This window comes from Leptolyngbya sp. FACHB-8 (genome assembly GCF_014695575.1).
GTDB lineage: Bacteria > Cyanobacteriota > Cyanobacteriia > Elainellales > Elainellaceae > Vacuolonema.
This window is the reverse complement of the sequence record NZ_JACJOO010000035.1, coordinates 38,661-58,648: the sequence shown is the minus strand read 5'-3', so window position 1 is coordinate 58,648 and position 19,988 is coordinate 38,661. Positions and strand designations below refer to the sequence as shown.

At 54.4% G+C, this 19,988-nt stretch carries 13 protein-coding genes; 9 read left to right on the top strand and 4 right to left on the bottom strand.

The genetic code is table 11. The annotated features are described in order from the left end of the window. The coding region (locus H6F91_RS07175; RefSeq protein WP_190771700.1) for a glycosyltransferase at positions 1 to 3,800 on the bottom strand (3,800 nt) is incomplete at its 3' end. Between the two features lie 431 nt (positions 3,801 to 4,231). Between H6F91_RS07175 and H6F91_RS07170 the strand changes: the two genes are divergently transcribed. The 7 genes from H6F91_RS07170 to rnc all read left to right on the top strand — a co-directional run bounded on the left by H6F91_RS07170 (position 4,232) and on the right by rnc (position 12,133). Next, positions 4,232 to 4,999, top strand: coding sequence for a YebC/PmpR family DNA-binding transcriptional regulator (locus H6F91_RS07170; RefSeq protein ID WP_190771701.1), 768 nt, complete (start codon positions 4,232 to 4,234; stop codon positions 4,997 to 4,999). Positions 5,000 to 5,127: 128 nt separating this feature from the next. Next, complete coding sequence (locus H6F91_RS07165) at positions 5,128 to 6,480, top strand: FAD-dependent hydroxylase (RefSeq protein WP_242035672.1); 1,353 nt, start codon at positions 5,128 to 5,130, stop codon at positions 6,478 to 6,480. Positions 6,481 to 6,686: 206 nt separating this feature from the next. Beyond that, positions 6,687 to 7,193, top strand: coding sequence for a MarR family transcriptional regulator (locus H6F91_RS07160; RefSeq protein WP_242035671.1), 507 nt, complete (start codon positions 6,687 to 6,689; stop codon positions 7,191 to 7,193). An 84-nt stretch (positions 7,194 to 7,277) separates the two neighbouring features. Beyond that, complete coding sequence (locus H6F91_RS07155; protein WP_190771704.1) at positions 7,278 to 8,621, top strand: efflux RND transporter periplasmic adaptor subunit; 1,344 nt, start codon at positions 7,278 to 7,280, stop codon at positions 8,619 to 8,621. A gap of 146 nt (positions 8,622 to 8,767) precedes the next feature. Next, positions 8,768 to 9,988 carry an ABC transporter permease gene (locus H6F91_RS07150; RefSeq protein WP_190771705.1) on the top strand — a complete coding sequence of 407 codons (1,221 nt, stop codon included), beginning with the start codon at positions 8,768 to 8,770 and terminating at the stop codon, positions 9,986 to 9,988. A 173-nt stretch (positions 9,989 to 10,161) separates the two neighbouring features. Then, entirely contained in the window at positions 10,162 to 10,878 is a 717-nt protein-coding gene (locus H6F91_RS07145; protein ID WP_190771706.1) for an ABC transporter ATP-binding protein, read from the top strand. A gap of 541 nt (positions 10,879 to 11,419) precedes the next feature. Continuing rightward, positions 11,420 to 12,133 carry a ribonuclease III gene (rnc, locus tag H6F91_RS07140; protein WP_190771707.1) on the top strand — a complete coding sequence of 238 codons (714 nt, stop codon included), beginning with the start codon at positions 11,420 to 11,422 and terminating at the stop codon, positions 12,131 to 12,133. Between the two features lie 52 nt (positions 12,134 to 12,185). Here the strand turns inward: rnc and H6F91_RS07135 are convergent, their stop codons facing one another. Continuing rightward, a complete protein-coding gene (locus H6F91_RS07135; RefSeq protein WP_190771708.1) occupies positions 12,186 to 14,204 on the bottom strand; it encodes an amylo-alpha-1,6-glucosidase in 2,019 nt (672 codons plus the stop codon). 234 nt (positions 14,205 to 14,438) lie between these two features. On the opposite strand from H6F91_RS07135, the gene H6F91_RS07130 reads away from it, so the two are divergent. Next, on the top strand, positions 14,439 to 15,068 hold the full coding sequence (locus H6F91_RS07130) for a class I SAM-dependent methyltransferase (protein ID WP_190771709.1): 630 nt from the start codon (positions 14,439 to 14,441) through the stop codon (positions 15,066 to 15,068). Positions 15,069 to 15,075: 7 nt separating this feature from the next. Here the strand turns inward: H6F91_RS07130 and recQ are convergent, their stop codons facing one another. Then, positions 15,076 to 17,316, bottom strand: coding sequence for a DNA helicase RecQ (recQ, locus tag H6F91_RS07125; RefSeq protein ID WP_190771710.1), 2,241 nt, complete (start codon positions 17,314 to 17,316; stop codon positions 15,076 to 15,078). A 707-nt stretch (positions 17,317 to 18,023) separates the two neighbouring features. On the opposite strand from recQ, the gene H6F91_RS07120 reads away from it, so the two are divergent. Beyond that, a complete protein-coding gene (locus H6F91_RS07120) occupies positions 18,024 to 18,479 on the top strand; it encodes a DMT family transporter (RefSeq protein ID WP_190771711.1) in 456 nt (151 codons plus the stop codon). Positions 18,480 to 18,658: 179 nt separating this feature from the next. Here the strand turns inward: H6F91_RS07120 and fabF are convergent, their stop codons facing one another. After that, positions 18,659 to 19,909 carry a beta-ketoacyl-ACP synthase II gene (gene fabF / locus H6F91_RS07115; protein WP_190771712.1) on the bottom strand — a complete coding sequence of 417 codons (1,251 nt, stop codon included), beginning with the start codon at positions 19,907 to 19,909 and terminating at the stop codon, positions 18,659 to 18,661. Positions 19,910 to 19,988 lie beyond the last annotated feature (79 nt).

The window sequence follows — 19,988 nt, the reverse complement described above, 5'->3', positions numbered from 1 at the left end:
TGAGCGCTCACAATCACCAGTTCCAGCTGATCCGTATCCTGAGGAACGGGAACATCACCACGCAGGGTGCTTTCGGGCGGTACAAAACTGATATAGACAAAGGCAGGCCGTGCTCCAGTAGCCCGTTCAATGTCTTGAGCAATGGTTTCTGCTTGTTCAACAGTCGCCGTTTGAACGGGTGCAACACCCAAATAATCGGTGAACTCGCGATTGTACTGCCGCTCAATTGAACTCATGCAGCAGTCAATAATGGTGCCTCCCCCCGACGGGATGACGAATGGGTTGGGAGTGGCTGGGTCCTCATAGAGTTCTGGAGTATCTGGGAAGTCAGGATCGTCCGGTTCGGTTGGGTCAACGGGGTCAACCGGATCGACCGGGTCAACCGGATCGACAGGATCGACGGGGTCAACCGGGTCGACGGGTTCTGGGTTGACCTGGAAGGAGACGGTGAAGGGAGCTGAGGTGGCTAAAACTGGTTGACCCTGGTTCAAGTCACTAACCTGTAGAGAAAACCCTTCGAGGCTGCCTGTAAATCCAGGGGGTGGGGTAAAGACCAGCTGAGCAGAGGAGTCAAAGGTATCCCCGGGCTGAACAGGGACTCCATTCACGGTCAGGGTTGCTCCTGCTGGTAGGGATGCGACCTCGTAACGTGTGACGGTGCGATCGCCATCCAGGTCAGCGCTCGCCACCAGCAGATCCTGCAAGTTGATGGTGATGGGTTGACCAGCCGTGGTGGAAAAGGTTTGGGAGGTGTTCTCCAACAGGATTGGGGCATTGTTAATGGAACGTAGCGTAACGCCATTGACTGCCGGGGGGAGGGTAGCGTCGCCGCCATTCTCTAATACGGGATAGCTGCCTGTACTCAGAGTATCCCCCGTGCCGGCAAAAATTGGTCCGGCCGTCCCATTTTCCACTCCTGTCCCCTGGCCCACAATGAAAGGAATGTTCTCGGGGCCACCTCGGTGGATAATTTCAACCGTGCCTCCAGAGGCCAGAATGCTACCATTGATGTCCGCCTGGCCATCGCCAACCGTGTCTCGGACATTGAACAGGTCGGCATTGACAAACACCTGGCCCCCGGTTCCACCCTCCCCCCGACCGAGGACGTTGATACTATTGACGCTGATGGTGCCTCGAGGGCTAATCAAGTTAACCTGGCCGCCATTGCCACCGTAACCACCGCCTGTGGCAATGATCTGCTCGGTTGTAATGTCGTCATCAGCAGTTAGGGTAATCCGTCCGCCATCACCCCCCCCAAAGCCACTGCCATTGGCAGAAAGCTGTCCTGTTGTGATAGTTCCCGTTGCATCCAGACGAAGATTGCCCGCTGTGCCGTCCGTTGGGACTTCGCTGAAAAAGGGACTAGAGGTATCCAGGTTTCCGGCGTCAATGATCGCTCCGGTGATTGTTAAGTCGCGTCCATTGGTGGTCAAGGTCTGGGTCCGGTCCATGAAGAACCCTCCAGCTCCGCTATTGTCGCTGTCGGCCCGGAAGATAATGCCGTTTCCGGAACTGCCGAAGTTAAGCGACAAACCATCGGCGACTCGGATATCATTGGTGGCCTCCAGCACAATGGTTGCGAACTGGTTCTCAAGGGTATTTGCGTTGAGGGTAATCGACTGACCCGGAAAATCTCCGGCGAGGATTGTGGGAAGAGACGTATCCACTGCTGCCGGATTACTGGGAGCGTCACTGATCAAGATGTTGGTGGGGTCTAGTAGCAACGTTCCGGTTGTGCCATTTGCGGCACTCACGTCCACCTGTCCTTGAAAGACGAGATCCTGAGCTCCCGATACCTCAACGAAACCTCCATTCCCATTTCTGCCTCGGGCCTGAATGCTTCCCTGAAAAGCGGTCAGGCCATCTGCCCAGAGAATAACATTACCGCCAGTGCCGTTGCCTGTCGCACTGGCGTTGATCGTGCTTTCAGCATCGACAGCGGTAACTGTTGCAGTAGGCAGGTTGGTTCCGCCCTGATAGGCGCCCCCCACTCGGACCGTCCCGCCTCCGGTCTGGCTACGGGCGTCGAGGTGGGCATCTAGCAGTGCGACGCGATCGCCCAGCACATTAATCTCCGGTGTTGCTCCAGCCTGATTTGAGGCCGCAACTACCTGCCCCGACACGATCGCCGTTCCCGGGTCTGTGGGGATGACCGTCTGTGAGCTGGTCAGACGTACTGTGCCATTGGGTTGTGCGCTGATGCCAGTTGCGACATTAACTGTACCCCCCGTCAGCAACTCGGGCAATGAAAGCGGTGTGAAGGAAATTCCTGAGACTCCGGGGGCGTTGCGTCGTAGGGGGGCAAACTCCAAATTCAGCAGACTACCTTCCTGGCTCAGACGTACACGGTTTTGCCCTGGGACAGCGGCCAGGGTAATGGTGCCGCCTGGAGCAGCCACCCGTCCTGTATTAGCTACCATACCCCCCAGCAACGTCAGGGACTCGCCCGCATCCACCTCCAGGTTTCCTGCATTCAGTACCACTCCGGGCGAGAGGGTGGCAAAGGCAAAATTGGTGGGGTCTCCGGTAAGAGCTGAGTAATTCGGGGTGCCGTTGATGTTGAACCAACCGTTGTTAAAGCCCAACCCCGTTGCGGTTGAGGCGGTAAAGGAACCAGCTAAATCTAACCGGGCATTGGGGCCAAAAATAACCCCCGCCGGGTTCAAGATAAACAAGTTAGCATCGCTACCGCTTACCCGTAAGAGACCGTCAATGACGGACGGGTCGCCGCCCACGACGCGGGTCAAGATGTTGCGAATTTGGGCATCAGACTGGAAGTTGGCAATTTCATCCTGGCTCAGGCCCAGACGTTCCAGGCTGTGGAAGAGGTTGCTCTGCGATCGCTGCCCCCCCGTAATGGTGTACTGGTTGCCGTTCTGATTAACGACTGTGCCCGTGCCATCGTTCGCTGGCGCTACAGATTGGGCTAGTACGGGACCACTCAATGCACCGGCCAGCGGTAGGGCTGCTAGAAAAGCGCTGGCCCACTGTAGGGGCCTGCTTACAGTGGGTCGTTGGCGCTGATGCGTTAACAATCGGAAGGTCGCTGCGACTCCATTCGGTCCCTGATACAGTTGCACGTCTAACCGGAGACGATCGCTCAATCCTCGCCGCGCGATCGCCCGGTTAATTGCCCGCTGTGACCCCTGGATTTGTTCAAGTCGATGCTGACGCGATTGATGGGCCTGGTGCCGTCGATAGTGATATAGCGGCAGGGGCAGATGATGCACCTCTGTTGCCTCGGATAGCCGCAGGCAGAGGTCGTAGTCGTAGGCATACTCACAGGTTGGATCGATGCCGCCAATGCGGTCATACACGTCGCGCCGCAGCAACCGAAAGTGGAAGGTCATGAAGTCGACCAGCAGTCGATCGCGCGAGTAAGGAATGCGGCACCGCTGGCCATATTCTTCTAGCTGCCCCTGGGCGTTCATCATTCTGTGGTCGGTGTAGACCATGCCTACCGTAGGACGAGCCTCCAAGACCGCTACTGTGCGCTCTAAGGTGGTTGGGGTAAGGCGATCGTCACTATCCACCCAGCCCAAATATTGGCCTGAGGTTTGGGCGATGGCCCGTGTCCGTAGGTTGGCAATTTTGCCGCAATGGTCTGCTGCGACGACGCGTACCCGCTGATCACGCTGAGCTGCGGCCCGGGCAACTTGGAGGGAGCGATCGCGAGAGCCGTCATCCCAAATGACCAGTTCGAAGTTCTGATAGGTTTGGGTTAAGACGCTGGCGATCGCTTCTTCTAAATAGGTTTCTCGGTTGTAGCTCAGTAGGATTAGAGAAACGAGTGGCTGCATGGTTCCCCCAGGGGTGGCGATTCGCAGGAATATGGCTTTTCCAAGGTACGCTAATCTTCTAAGTCGATTGGAGTGATCCGGTCAAAATTTAACGCAACCTATAAGGTCACGTTCCAGCAATTCTCATCTTGCAATCGAGCCCGAAAACTGTTCGCTTGAGGCAAGCGGTTTTCGGGATTCAAAGCTAAGAGTTTGTGCCTGTAAAGCACAAACTCTTAGCTTTGAATCTCATGATGAGAATTGCGGGTGCGTTCATACAGATTTAGTTTTGTTAGAGGAGCAGTGACGTGCGTCGGCTCTCACGAAACTGAACCTGAGAATAAATGGTCGTCAGGGAAGCCGGGAGTTTATCCTAGGTTTAAATTCCTATGTTGAACTGAGGAATGGAAATCTGAGGAACCGTTCCAACCGTACTGTGAAGCGCAACTCCTATGGCAGGACATAGTAAATGGGCTAACATCAAGCGCCAGAAAGCGCGGGTGGATGCCGTCAAGGGCAAAGTTTTTGCCAAAATTTCCCGACAGATTATCGTCGCAGCCCGCACTGGGGTGCCCGATCCAGCGGGGAATTTCCAATTGCGAACCGCCATCGATAAGGCGAAGGCTGCTGGGATTCCCAACGACAATATTGACCGAGCGATCGCCAAAGGTGCAGGCAAACTGGGTTCTGACAACGCCCTGGAATCTATCCGCTATGAAGGCTATGGCCCGGGCGGGGTAGCGATTTTGATCGAAGCCCTGACAGACAACCGCAACCGCACGGCTGCGGACCTGCGTGCTGCTTTCAGCAAGCGGGGCGGCAACCTGGGAGAGACAGGCTGTGTCGGCTGGATGTTCGAGCAAAAGGGCGTTGTCACGGTCTCCGGCAATCTTGATGAGGACGTGTTACTGGAAGCCTCCCTTGAAGGCGGTGCCGACACCTATGCCATGACCGAAACTGATGACGAGGAACCCGCCGCAGACGTGTTCACTGACGTTCCAAATTTGGAAACCCTGCAAACGACCCTCAAAGAGCAGGGCTACACCATCGAACAGACCGAGGTGCGCTGGATCCCTCAGAACACCGTCGAAGTGACGGACTCTGACCACGCGATCGCCCTTCTCAAATTGATGGATGCGCTAGAAGATTTGGAGGACGTGCAATCGGTCACGGCCAACTTTGAAATGTCCGATGAGTTGATGACATTGAGTTTGGTATAACCGCTCTTCTCGCCGACACCCGGTGTTTTAAGAACACTGGGTGTTCAAGTTTTCACCGCAACCTTGTTTCCATCAGCCGATCGCGCCACAATAATTAATATTCCCCTTGCTTCAGGCTGTAACTGGCTTTGAAGTGTTCTGTCCGTCACCTATTACTGCTGATGGTGCTCGATTCGCAAACAGTTTCCTCTGCTCAATCGGAATTCTCGGTTCCGGCTCCTCTGGATTATGACGTGGCGATCGCCGGAGGAGGCCCCGTAGGTCTGACCTTGGCTGCAGCCCTAAAGGATTCTGGCTTACGGGTTGCCTTGATTGAAGCACGCCCACTCGAAGCCGGTCTGACATTTAATCGTGCCTATGCCCTAACGCTGATGACTGGGCGTATTTTCACGGGCTTAGGAATTTGGGACGAGATCCTGCCGCAGATTACGACTTTTGATCAAATTCGTCTAGCCGATGAAACCTGTCCGGCGATCGTCAATTTGCAACCGGCAGATCTGGGCACGGCAGAGTTGGGCTATGTGGGCGAACATCATGTGTTGGTGCGCGCTCTGCTTAATTGCCTGAAAGATGCGTCTAACCTCGATTGGTACTACCCTGCCAGTTTGATGGAGTCGGACTACCGGGAAGATGCTGTGCATCTGACCCTCTCCGTCGAAAACCAAATTCGCACAGTGCGAGTGGGCGTGCTGGTAGCGGCTGATGGATCGCGATCGCCCATTCGTCAGGCGGCAGGTATCGGCACCCGAGGCTGGCAGTACTGGCAATCCTGCGTCACGGCCGTAATTCGTCCTGAAAAATCCCATCAAAATATTGCCCGTGAGCACTTTTGGGCCAGCGGTCCCTTCGCCACCCTACCACTGCCAGGGAACCGCTGCCAGATTGTGCTGACAGCCCCTCATGCCGAAGCTCAGCACTGGTTAGAGGTAGATGAAGTAGAATTCTTAGCCGAGCTCAATCGTCGCTATGGTGGGCAGTTAGGTCGGTTGGAACTGCTCGGCAATCGCGCCCTCTTTCCGGTGAAGTGGATGCAGTGCGATCGCTACAGCCAGCGCCGCCTAGCTCTGGTCGGTGATGCGGCTCATGCGTGCCACCCGGTTGGGGGGCAGGGCTTAAATTTAGGTATCCGCGATGCTGTGGCCCTCGCAGAAGTCCTTCAACAGGCTCACCAGCAGGGTGAGAACCTGGGTGCCCCCCAGGTACTACGCCGCTACGAACGCTGGCGTCAGCGAGAAAATCTTCTCATTCTGGCATTCACTGACTTCCTCGACCGCAGTTTCTCGTCTCCCTGGCCTCCTCTCGTCGTCCTGCGTCGGCTTGGATTACGCCTGATGCAACGCGTGCCCCTCTTACGCCGCCTCGCTTTACTACTGATGACGGGGCTCAGCGGACGTTACCCATTGCTAGCCCAAAAAGCGGTTGTTGGTGTACCCCGCTCGGCTCACGGATGGGCGAAGTCAAATAAGACGGATACCCCATGAAGGGTGCCATGCAGCCCCAAATTATGAGCCTGCGAATCGCAAATCCCCCATCTGGGTGAATCGGTAGAGGGACGACATCCCCAAACCCCCGAGCTAGATTAGATATATTCAGGTTTGCGGAGAGATTCTACGTCTTAAGTTCAATGTTTACTGAACAGACTGAACCTACTGAATCTGTGTTACCCTACGTAAAGAAAAGTAACGGTTTGGGTGAGAGTCCGTTGACGCGATCGCAACCTTCAGAGCAATCCCACTTCATTGAAGAAATGGGGCTGATGTTTGAACAGCTCGGGATGCCTCGAATGGCGGGTCGCATTCTGGCTTGGTTGTTGATTGCCAATCCACCCCTGCAGTCGAGTGGGGAGTTGGTGGAGGTTTTGCAAGCCAGCAAAGGATCGATCAGTACCATCACCCGGATGCTGATTCAGATTGGGCTGATTGAGCGGGTTGCGTTGCCCGGCGATCGTCGTGACTATTTCCAGATCAAGCCCAATGCTTGGTCGCAGATGACCCAGCAACGGCTAACCCAGATTGCCGCCTTTCGAGAGTTGGCTGATCGGGGCTTGAGCCTGGTGGAAGGCGGCCCTGAAGCCCAGCGACGTTTACGGGAAATGCGAGATATCCATGCGTTTTGGGAGCGGGAGTTGCCTCGGCTCCACGAACGATGGGAAGAGGAGCAACGGGAGCGAGAGCATTCTCGACCCCCAATTTGACGGCGCATCCAAGCTCGGTTCGATAAGGCTTCCCCGGCCTGTAATTCGGGGGGACATGATTACTGATGCAAGGAATAGGCAGGTATGGCAGCACAGTTTCCAATGATTAAAAAAGGGCAGCAACCTCCCGCTTGGCTTCTAGCTCTGATTGCCGCTGGGGTTGTTGGGTTGGGTACTGCTGGGGTCATTACCGTTCGGCAGAAGTCTGAACCCGTAGATATTTCTGCTCTGACCGTTCCGGTCGAGGCCCAAGCCTTAACCGTGCAGATTACAGCAAATGGCCGAGTGCAGCCCGTTCAAACGGTCAACCTGAGCCCTAAAAATGCAGGTGTTTTAGAAGAATTGTTGGTGGAGCAGGGTGAGCGTATCCAAAAAGGTCAGATCATTGCCCGTATGGAAAGCTCTGATTTACAGGCTCGGCTGACGCAAGCTGAGGCACGAGTTGAGCAAGCTCGGGCTCAGTTGGCGCGGGTACAGGCGGGCGATCGCCCTCAAGAAACCGCCCAGCGCCGTGCTGAAGTGAGCCAGGCAGAAGCCCAGGTAGCTGACGCCCAAACCCGCCTTTCCCTGGCAGAAACCCGATTAAACCGCAATCGCACGCTACAAGCAGAAGGGGCCATCTCCCAGGATGACCTGGATGCGATTGAGCAGGAAGCCCGCAGCGCCCGCGCTAATCTGGCCTCTGCCCAGGCCAACCGACAGGCCATTGAAGAGCGGTACGCCCTCTCCCGTAGTGGGAGCCGTACCGAAGATATTGCAGAGGCCGAAGCTCAGTTGAAAGAGGCGATCGGCAATTTGCAATCGGCCCAGGTACAGCTGGAAGACACCATCATTCGTGCCCCCTTCACTGGCATTGTCACCCAGAAGTACGCTACAGAAGGGGCTTTCGTGACGCCAACCACATCTGCATCGGATGCCTCCTCGGCGACATCCACGGCGATCGTGGCGCTGGCAAACGGGCTAGAGGTACTGGCGGAAGTGCCGGAAGTGGATATTGGCCAGATTACCGTTGGGCAGCAGGTCGAGATCCGTGCCGATGCGCTGCCTAACAAGGTATTTAAGGGACGGGTGCGGCTCGTTGCTCCGGAAGCAGTGGTGGAACAAAATGTCACCTCCTTCCAGGTGCGAGTCGAAGTGCTCACTGGGGAAGCAGATCTGTTATCGGGAATGAACGTGGATCTGACTTTTTTGGGCGATCGCCTCGATAGCTCCATCGTTGTACCGACCGTGGCGATCGTGACGAAAGACGGCCAATCCGGTGTCCTCGTACCCGATGAGCGCAGTACCCCCGAATTTCGTCCAGTCACCCTGGGTAGTGCGATCGGTGATCAGACCCAAGTTTTGCAGGGGCTGAATCCTGGCGAGCGCGTCTTCATTGACCTGCCTCCCGAGGAAGCCAAAAAGTGGATGAACCCGAATGATCAGTAAAACGTTCATTGCTGATGCGCATTACACATCAGCAATGAACTTGGTAGGAATGCCGGAGAGAAATGCAATTTTAATTTTTTGAACGTGTAGCGTACAGAAAATTTAATCCTGTAAGAACGCCAGAGAGAAAGGCAAGGAAACGCCTGATGGTTGATTTTCTAGAAAGCACGAAGATGGCTGTTAAAACCCTGACGGCTAACCGGCTTCGGAGTGCCCTGACCATGTTAGGCATCATTATTGGCAATGCATCGGTCATTACCATGGTCGGGGTTGGTGAAGGGGCGCGGCAGTATGCCTCAGGGCAGTTTGAATCTCTAGGGCCGAATGTGCTGTTCATCATTCCTGGTAGTCAAGACTCCCAGGAGCGAACACTGGAGCGGCCCAAAACCCTGACCCTGGAAGATGCAGAGGCGATTGATACTCAGGTGCCCACAGTGTCAGCGGTTGCCCCACAACTGCAAACGCAGCAAGCCATCGTTGCAGGAAACCGCAGCAATAGTTCCACCATCATTGGGGTTACCCCTGATTTCATGGTGGTTCGAAGCTTTGAAGTCGCCAATGGGCGATTTATTTCCAAGGAGGATGTAGAGCGGGGTACCCGTGTTGTGGCCCTGGGGCCAGAACTGGCGGAGAACCTATTTCCCAATCAGAATCCCATTGGCAAGACCCTTCGCATCAAAAACATTAGCTTTGAAGTGATCGGCGTAATGGTGGCAAAGGGAGCCTTCCTGGGCAACAACCAGGATGATGTTGCCTACGCACCCCTGACAACCCTCTCCAATCAAATCACTGGAAATAACTCTCCCTATGGGACGGAAGTTACCTTCATTTCCGTCAATGCTCGGGATGAGCAGTCTATGACGGCGGCTCAGTTCCAGATTGTGAATTTGCTGCGGCTACGCCACAAAATCGCGGACGAGGATGACTTTACGGTACGCAACCAGAAAGATGCTCTACAGCTAATTGGCAACGTAACGGGGGCATTAACGGTGATGCTGGCGGCGATCGCAGGCATCTCCCTCCTGGTCGGTGGTATTGGCATTATGAACATCATGCTGGTGTCAGTACGCGAACGGACTCAGGAAATTGGTTTGCGGAAGGCGATCGGCGCATCAGAGCAAGACATTCTGTTGCAATTCATGATCGAGGCGACGATTCTGGCGGCTTTGGGAGGGCTAGCGGGAACGGCGATCGGCATTGGTGGTGTAGCCCTGGTGAGCGCGGTGACGCCCCTGGAAGCCGGTATTTCAACGAGTGCCATTCTGCTGGCTGTGGGAGTATCCGGTGGAATCGGTTTATTCTTCGGGGTTGTCCCTGCCCGTCAGGCCGCTAAGTTGGATCCCATTGTTGCGTTGCGCAGTGCTTAACGCTGTGGGGGGGTGGGGTGCGAGGGTTGCCCGGTCACTTTTGCGAACATGAATAAACTCCTAGTGGGGTGAAGTATTCGGAAGCGATCTGTGCATTGTCGTCACCATTTCCCAGAAGTACCCTACGGTCTCCTTGTTCCCTCGCCCCCTTGCCCTTTCCCTCTTATCTTTCTATGAAAACTATCATTCGTTTTGAACACATCTCTAAAACCTATGGTTCAGGTAATACAGAGGTACGGGCTCTCTCGGATGTTAACTTGACGATAGACTCGGGGGAGTACTGCTCCATCATGGGACCATCGGGGTCAGGGAAATCAACGGCCATGAATATCATTGGCTGTCTAGATCGGCCCACAGAAGGGCGCTATGACCTGGATGGGGTGGATGTAGCCCAACTTCCCGATGGGGAGCTGGCTCATATTCGCAATCGCAAAATTGGGTTCGTGTTTCAGCAATTTCATCTGCTGCCCCAGTTGACGGCGATGGAAAATGTAATGTTGCCGATGGTATATGCCAGCGTACCTCAACGAGAACGGCAAGAACGGGCTGCAGAAGCCTTAACGCGGGTGGGTTTAGGGAATCGCCTCAATAACCGTCCCAATCAGCTCTCAGGGGGGCAGCAGCAGCGTGTGGCGATCGCCCGCGCCATAGTCAACCGTCCCGTTCTCCTGCTGGCTGACGAGCCAACTGGGGCCTTAGACTCTCGCACCACCCAGGAAGTGATGAATATTTTTGCGGATTTGAACACTTCTGGTATTACTGTAGTCATGGTCACCCACGAACCTGAAGTTGCACGCCTCACCAACCGTATCGTCTGGTTCCGAGATGGGCAGGTCATTCATGACAACATGGCTCCGGAAGACCTGGGGAAGCTTATGGTTTCGTCGTAAGATATTCCATTTCTTCGGTTATCTATCTTAGGGTAGAGCCCTTATAATCCCCCATGGGATTTATTTATAAGTAGATCGTAGAACCTGCCTCAATAGAGGGCTATCTGAAGATGCTTGAAAGGTTAATGATGAGTGCCTCGTGCATTATTCATCACCTCGGGAGTGCGCCATCTTCGGTAGTGTTACTGCCCTATAGCCCCTTAATGGCTCCTAATGCCTCTAGGACATGCAAGTCAGATGGCTATATGCCTTCTTGCTTGGGCTTGGGAAACTATAGCCCCCTATGGTTTCAGGTTCGCCTATAAAGGCTCGGTCAAGTTACCCTGGCCCACCCTAAAACAGATAGCCTCCTTGGTCTTCTCACCGTTGGCTTGATGTGGGGGAGGTCTTTTACCTGAAAAGCTGACGTTGCTGAAACGATGATCACTGGCAGCCCTGCCAGAATGATTCTCTGTCGAGTGACTGTTAAACAGGCTCTACAGACAGCTTTTCCTGGCATTGTCTGGGCAAAAAACAATCCTTTCAACTCGCGTGGTTGACTATGTATCTAAAGTCTGAACCTGTTACCCTAACTCATCCTTTGCTTCAGTTCGCTCATCCACATCTTCTGGAACAGGCGTTGACCCATCGTTCTTATGTGCGTGAACATCCTCACGGAGCGATTGACAATGAACGGTTAGAGTACCTGGGAGATGCATTGTTAACGTTTCTTTGTGGAGACTATCTCTATCATCGCTTCCCTAAAATCAAAGAGGACGAGATGACGCGGCGGCGGGCAGCCCTGGTAGATGAGACTCAACTCGCAGAGTTCGCCCTGGAAATTGGGTTGGATCAAAAAATGCGGCTAGGGCGTGGTATTGCCCAGGATGGAGGCACCCAAAACCGCAATTTGCTCAGCAGTACCTTTGAAGCGGTAGTAGGAGCCTTCTACTTAGACTGTGATCGCAATATCGAAAGAGTCCGCCCCGTAATCGAAGCCCTTTTCGACCAGGTACCCGAACAGGTCATGACTAGTCGTTCCACATTAGATTCTAAAAATCGCCTTCAGGAATGGACCCACGCCCATGTGGGCCACACGCCGCCCCAATACGTCACCGAGAAAATTGGGGGCACTGACCACAATCCTGAATTTGCTGCCCAAGTTTTTGTTGGCGGCAAGCTCATTGGTCGCGGTCAGGGCCGCAGCAAAAAAGAAGCAGAAAAGCAGGCTGCTGAACACGCACTGAGCAATTTATTACGACGCGGTTTGTTGTAATGATGTGTGAGCGCTTCGTATGGCAGGTTTTACCTACCATACGAAGCGCTTATTAGGCTTCAATCACATCGTCCCAGTGCCGAATTAGTTCGGCCACAGACCAGGCTTGAGCGATCGCTCCCCGCGCTTCATGGGGTGCATCTCCGTCAAAGATTTCGGAGATGGAGTCCAAGCAGGCATCTTGCTCAAAGTGATAGAGCAGATGCTTGGCTGACCAGGGAAGAGGTTCTTCCGGAAAATAGCGCTTCCAGGCCCGGATGAAGGGGCCGATGAGCCAGCTCCAGACGGTGCCCTGGTGGTAGGCGCGATCGCGTTCCCATACGCCCCCTTCGTAGCGCCCCTGGTATTCCGGGTCAGAGGGGTCGAGGGAGCGCAGGCCGTAGGGAGTGAGAAGGCGATCGCGGGCTATCAGCAATGCCTGACGGGCCTGATCGGCGGGAAAGCCACAATGCTCCAGGGAGAGGGCCAGGATGGCATTGGGGCGGATTTGAGCATTACGCTCGTCGTTAGGAGCAATCAGGTCGTAGAAATAACCGGCATCGGCGTTCCAGAACTGTTGCAGCGAGGCTCTAACTTGCAGCGCCTGCTGGCGGTAACGGCGTACATGATTGCCAAAGTTAGTCGGTGGCTCGCCCCCCGGGTAGCCCTGTTGTAACTGCTCGGCCCAGCGGTCAGCCCAGCACAGGGCCGAATACCAGAGGGCGTTAATCTCAATGGCTTTGCCCTGGCGTGGGGTCATAGGTTGGCCCTCCACCACCGCATCCATCCAGGTCAGCGCGACGCCGGGCGTTTCCCAGGTCACCAGACCATCTGATGCATCGACCCGAATATTGAAGGCGGTACCAACCATAAACCTTTTGTAGATCTGCTGCACCACGGGATACTGCTGTGCCAGAAAGTCCCAATCTTGAGTAGCTTCCAGATACAGCCCCAGAGTTTCGATCCACCAAAGCGCGGCATCGATGCTGTTATAGGCTGGGCGTTCATCGCCATCGGGGAAGGTGTTGGGAATCAGCCCATTGTGGCAATACATGCCAAAGGTGCGCAGCAACCCCCGTGCTAACTCGTAACGTCCGGTAGCCAGGGCCAACCCTGGAAGCGCTATCAACGTGTCGCGTCCCCAATCGCTAAACCAGGGATACCCGGCAATAATCGTTGGCCCTTGAATGGAACTGCGATAAGCAATAAACTGGTCACCCGCCTTCAATAAGCGCTTCAACAGGGGGGAGGCGGTAGGAGCAACGGCCGGAAAACTGCGGTTCAGGCGAGTCTGTTCGGTTTCGAGTGCCTGGGCAAAGGTGGTATCGCTGACGGGAACAAAGGGCCGTGAAGAGCGCACCACGGCCTGTACGGTAATGGCCTCGCCCGGTTTGAGGGGAACCGTGAGATAGCCTGGATTGTAGAGATCTTCGCGATCGCCCAATCCTCGCTTTTTCTCCTCAGGATAGCTGTAGTCGTAATACCAGTTCGGATCTGCCATATATTGGCCCCGGTTCCAACTGAGTTGCCAGGAGGTGCCCAACTCATCGGCCAGACAGGCTTGAAAAATCACCCGTTGAGATTCCACAACCTGGGAAAAATGCAACTGTTGGGTTTTAATCTGCTGGCTATGGAAGTTGCGATCGCCAATTAAAGGCCGCAGGGTCAACACCGCCAGGGCTGGCCCCTGGTACTGGTACTGCACCAGCACACCATTATGGAGAATAGGCGCTCCGTCGGAGCCCGTTGCCTGATTGCTACAGGGCATCACAATCTGGCGGGTCAGCTGCCAAGTATCATCACCCCATATCCAGGTGGGCACTGGGTCACGGCTAAACGATTGCAACCAGCCGTAACCCACAGGGGCAATGGCTCCACTGCCCCATAAATGGGTACTCAGCTCATAGGGTTGTCCCCCCATGCTCAATACGGCATCAATGTGAGATAGAAGCAGGGTACGGCGACCAGGGGGGGCGATCGCCGCAATTAACCAACCATGATAGGTGCGGGTGTGGGCATCAGCGATGGTGCCACTGGCAAAACTCCCCAGCCCATTGGTGAGCAGCCATTCTCGAGTATCAAAATCCTTCATAAAGGGAGCGTATCAGAGTCATACCTCACCTTGTAGAAGCTTAGACTTTGCTTAAGCTCCTCCAAAAGCGATAAATCAGCAACGGTGGTGTGGGGCACATTGTGCCCCACACCACCGTACTTAATCAACGCGCACAGCGCTATATTCGGCAACGAGAATCAAGACGGCGATCGCCATACTTGCGCAATTGAGAAGTTTTAAGAAAAATGGGGTTCTAGCTATATCCCGCAGGCTATGACAAACCTTTGGACCTCCGCAGACCATGCCCTGAGCTATCTGGCCCGAGCCGATCAAATTCCCCATCGTACAGAAGGGGAACGGGTATTGCTGGACCATGTACCCCGTACTGTGCGCCGTATTCTTGATTTGGGAACCGGAGATGGTCGGTTGTTAGCGCTTCTTAAGATCGATCGCCCCCAGTCTAGCAGCGTTGCCCTCGATTTCTCGGACACGATGCTGGCCGCAGTGCGCTCACGCTTTGCTAATGACCCTACGACTCAGGTCATTGCCCACAATCTCGATCAGCCGTTGCCAGACCTCGGCTCTTTCGATGCGATTGTCTCCAGCTTTGCCATTCACCACCTGGCTCACTCTCGTAAGCGGGAGCTGTACCAGGAAATTTTTGAGCGACTGGAACCCGGTGGCATCTTCTGCAACCTGGAACATGTTGCATCTCCCACCCCACGCTTACACCGCCAATTTATGGCAGCGATCGGTTACGACCCCCATCAAGAGGACCCTTCAAATATTTTGTTGGATGTAGAAACTCAACTGGTTTGGCTTCGAGAGCTGGGTTTCGACGATGTGGATTGTTATTGGAAATGGCTAGAAATGGCTTTGCTAATTGGGGTGAAGCCATTGTAGCGGCCGATCAAAACTCTTCTGCTGGAGCCTGACGCGATCGCCGCCATGCCCCTCGGACTAGCTTGATTTCGTCATAGTTATAGGCCTCCCCTAAAAACTCCCGCAGCTCCTTCAGGAAAATATCTCCCTTAATCTCGAAGGCTTCCCAAATCGGGGTTTGTCGCTCTGGCTCTACCAGAGCATCTAAGTTGACCGGTCGGCCGGCTTCTAGTAATTGCACCAGATGGTCGTAAACTGTCGTGAGCTTCAAGCCACGCTTGGTGGCAATTTCTTCAGGAGAGCAGCCCTCCAGATGGAGATCGAGCGTGGCAAATTGGGTACGGGCCAGTAGGGGGGGCCTCTGGCTCGAGGGGACTGCTGCTACCTCCCCAGCCTCGGAGGATGCCGTGATGGGCTCCTCGTCTCCGCAGATCTGACGGATGGCTTCCATAAAGGCTAAGCCGTAGAGTTCTAGCTTCTGCTGACCGACGCCTGAAATTTTGATGAACTGCTCGGGAGTACGGGGCTTCATCCGAGCCATATGGCGCAAGCTAGAGTCTGGAAAGACCATGTAAGGTGCCAGGTTGCGAGCATCAGCAAGGCGTTTGCGGAGGCGGCGCAGGGTATCGAAGAGCAGGTCGTTTGTGGTGCGATCGCCCTCTTCCATGTCTGGCTCGGTCTGTACGGCTCGGGGTGGTACCGAAATCAGTACGGACCGCTGTCCTCGCATAACTTCCCAACTCTGCGCGTTGAGGCGGAGAATGCTGTAGCCGTCTGTGGTTTCGTCTAACACACCCTGGTGCAGCAGCGATCGCGCCAGCAGCTTCCAGTCATCTTTGGAGCGATCGCGCCCAATGCCATAGGTAGACAGCTTATCGTGGCCATTCTCAAGAATCCGTTTGACCTTCGCCCCTCGCAGCACGTCGATGATGTAGACCATGCCAAAGCGCTCTTTGCAGCGGGCTACACAGGAGAGGAATTTCTGAGCTTCTACCGTCCAATCTTCAATTGGGTCGGGGCGCAGGCAATTGTCGCAGTTGGCGCAGTTCCCCTCCAACGTTTCCCCAAAATAGCGCAATTGGATTGTGCGACGGCAAACGGGGCTGCTGACATAGTCCACCATCTGCCGCAATTGCTGACGGGCAATCTGCTGCTCTTCCTCCAGAGGGTCGCCGGTTTCAGGATGGCGCTTCTGATCAATCAAAAACTCAATCGAGCGAGTATCACCATAGCTGAAGAATAAAATGCACTGAGCCTCCTCTCCATCCCGCCCGGCCCGTCCGGCTTCCTGGTAATAGCTCTCCAGGTTTTGAGGGAGATCGTAGTGGATCACAAAGCGTACGTCTGGTTTGTTGATACCCATACCAAAGGCATTGGTGGCAACAATAATCCGCGCATCGTCTCGGGTAAATCGCTCCTGGTTTTCACTCCGCAGGTTGTTGGTCATCCCCGCGTGATAAGGCAGAGCGTCAATTCCATCTTGCTGAAGGCGATAGGATAGCTCATCCACTCGCTTGCGGCTGAAGCAGTAGATGATGCCCGTTCCCGGTGTGCGACGGATATAATCCAATAATTCTGCGTAGGAGTTTTTCTCCTTGGGGCGCACTTCGTAATAGAGGTTGGGGCGGTTGAAGCTGGCAATGTGGATGTGGGGCGATCGCAACTCCAACTGCTCTTCAATATCCAGCCGTACGCGCTCTGTAGCGGTGGCTGTGAGCGCTATCATCGACACGCGGGGATAGCGTTGGCGCAACTGACTCAGCTGCCGATATTCTGGGCGAAAATCGTGGCCCCATTGGGATACACAGTGGGCCTCATCGATCGCAAAGCTTCCCAATCCAACGGTATCCTGCACTTCCGTCAGAAATTCCAGAAATGACTCACTCAGCAAGCGCTCAGGTGCCACATAGAGCAACTTGACCCGCCCTTCCAGGACCGCCTGCCGCCGTTGAAACGCTTCCTGCCCACCCACAGAGCTATTGAGGAAGGTGGCTGCAATGCCGTTATCCTGTAGCCCCTTAACCTGATCCTGCATAAGCGCGATCAGGGGGGAGACGACAACCGTTAACCCTGGACGTAGCAACGCTGGAAGCTGGTAGCACAATGACTTTCCACCCCCCGTTGGCATAATCACCAGGACGTCCTGATGGGAGAGAGTTGCCTGAATAATTTCTTCCTGCCCAGGGCGAAACTGCTCGTAGCCAAAGTAGTGCTTGAGAGCCTCACGAGGCGTTTTCAGAACGGGTGCTGTGGGATTGGGGAGAAACATTGTAGGTGGAGTAGGATGCACCGGGTTCATCTTTGTAGAATTCCCGGTCTTGTTCCAGAGTATTGGCTGAATGGAGATGCGTCGCTTGGCAAGCCTAGCGGCTTGTTAGTAAGTATGTTCGCATATTTACCACGTTGAGGACAGGATGTTTGAGGAGTGGCGATCGCCCTCAAATAGAGGGAGCATGATCATCTTTATCCACATATAGTATGTCCGCGAACGCTTTATGTCGTGCATATTCTATATGTGGTTTTGGGGTTATTCAACCCGCCGATGTCTCCCTGCATCAGAAAAGGATGGTTTTTCGTGCACCTATCTATAAATAAACGTCTTTAACCTGAGCTTGGGGCTAAGGGCTTTTTCGAGGGGCGCGCTCCTTAAAAAAGCCCATTTTGGGCTTAACCCGAATTCAGGTTCTTTAAATAACCTGAGTTTGGATTAAGGGCGTTTTCGAGTGCCGCGCAACGCGCGGCACTCGAAAACGCTTCTTTTGGCGTGCGCTTTGCGCACGCCAAAAGAAGCACTTCAGCTTATCCCGAACTGAAGTTTAATTACTTGATCTCAAATATCTTGATGTCAAGCTAAACAGATGCTTTAATGAAAAATATCTTGAGATCGAGATAAATGTTTTGCCTTTTCTGGCTGTGCAGGTAGGCGATCGCGATACAGCACCGAAACAGGGGTTATTAAAGCTTTTGGAGACTTGAATGAACGGACGCACGATCTTTCTGCTTGCGGCTCTGGCGGGCGGAGCTGTTTTACCGATTCAGGTAGCCCTGAATACTCTGCTACGACGGTATGTAGGAGAACCCATGCAGGTCACGTTTGTGTCCTACCTGGTGGGAACGCTGGCATCCCTGACGATTTGTGTCGTGGCTCAATATCCCTTGCCCACCTGGATTTCTCTATCTCAAAGCTCCTGGTGGATGTGGGTTGGTGGGTGTTTGGGAACGTTGTATGTCTGGTCAACGATTTTTGCGACTCAGAAAATTGGGGCAACCTTGACCCTGTCCCTGACGATCGCCGGTCAAATGATCGCGGCTCTGTTTCTCGATCAGCAAGGAGCTCTCGGGCTGACGAAGTTTCCCGCTACGCCAGAACGGATTGGGGGAGTTGTGCTGGTTGTTTTGGGGGCTTCGTTGGTGGCCTATGGCAAACGGTAATAAAACGACCGAGCGTTCTAGCGTAACTTCTAAGGAGATTTCCAAATAATGGGGATATTGTTTCTCAGAAATCTCCTAAACAGTGGATGGTGTGTGAGACAGAACCATTGGCTGAATATTGAGAAACCCAATGTTTCTAAAACACCGGGTTTCCAGGCTATTTTTAGCTCAAGATTTTTCTAAATTCTGCGAAATACAAGAGTAGTGTTGTGCCCGCCAAATCCAAAGGCATTGGATAAGGCGACGTTAATTTCCCTGGTCTGGGGTTTTTCTAAGGTGTAATCCAGGTCGCACTCCGCATCCAGAGATTGCACGTTGATGGTGGGCGGAATCAGGTTGTATTGCATGGCGAGGATGGTGGCGATCGCCTCAATCGCTCCAGCAGCTCCCAATAGGTGCCCAGTCATGCTTTTGGTCGCCGACAGCTTCATCTGGTAAGCGTGTGGGCCAAAGACTCGCTTGATAGCATTTGATTCTGCAACATCCCCTAATGGCGTCGAGGTGGCGTGCAGGTTGATATAATCGACGGCCTCAGGAGCAATGTTTGCATCCTGCAACGCTCGTTGCATGGAGAGAATAACGCCACCTCCGGAGGGGTCGGGGGTGGCGTAGTGGTAGGCGTCAGACGATGCCCCAAAGCCTGCTACTTCTGCATAAATTGTGGCGTCACGGGCCTGGGCGTGACTCAGGGTTTCGAGAATGAGCACCCCGGCGCCTTCTCCCACGACAAAGCCATCGCGATTGGCATCAAAGGGGCGACTTGCCGTTTGGGGGTCTTCATTGCGGGTTGAGAGGGCGCGCATGGAGGCAAAGCCGCCGACCCCCAGAGGTGTAATGGGAGCCTCGCTGCCACCACATACAACTACGTCAGCATGGCCATGCCGCAACAACATAATGGCATCGCGAATGGCATCGTTGCCCGTAGTGCAGGCGGAGGTAACGCCGTGGCTGGGGCCGCGCAGCCGATGCTGCATGGCGACCATCCCGGCCGCCATGTTGCCAATCATCATCGGAATCATGAAGGGGGATAACGCGTTGGCTCCCTTCTCGATCAGCACTTTGGCCTGAGTTTCTAGCACTTGTAGCCCACCAATGCCTGAGCCCAGGACTACGCCGATGCGATCGCGCACGTCTTGAGAATACTTCGCCAGGTTCAGGTGAGCATGGTCAATAGCCTGCTGTGTCGCGGCCAACGCATATTGGCAGAACAGATCAAGCCGTGAAGCTTGTTTCCGTTCCATATAATCCAGCGGGTCAAAGCCTTTCACTTCACAGGCAAAGCGGGTTTTGAAGGGGCTGGCATCGAAGCGGGCGATCGGCGCGGCACCACTCTCTCCCCGCATCATGGCTTTCCAAAAGTCGTCAACCGAGAGCCCGATGGGGGTCACAGCTCCCAGTCCCGTAACCACAATTCTTTCTGGCGTATGCATAGGGCGGTCAGACAGGCATTCACGAACATGGCTAATCCTACTGTAATATAATACCGACCAATCGGTATTATTTCTTGAA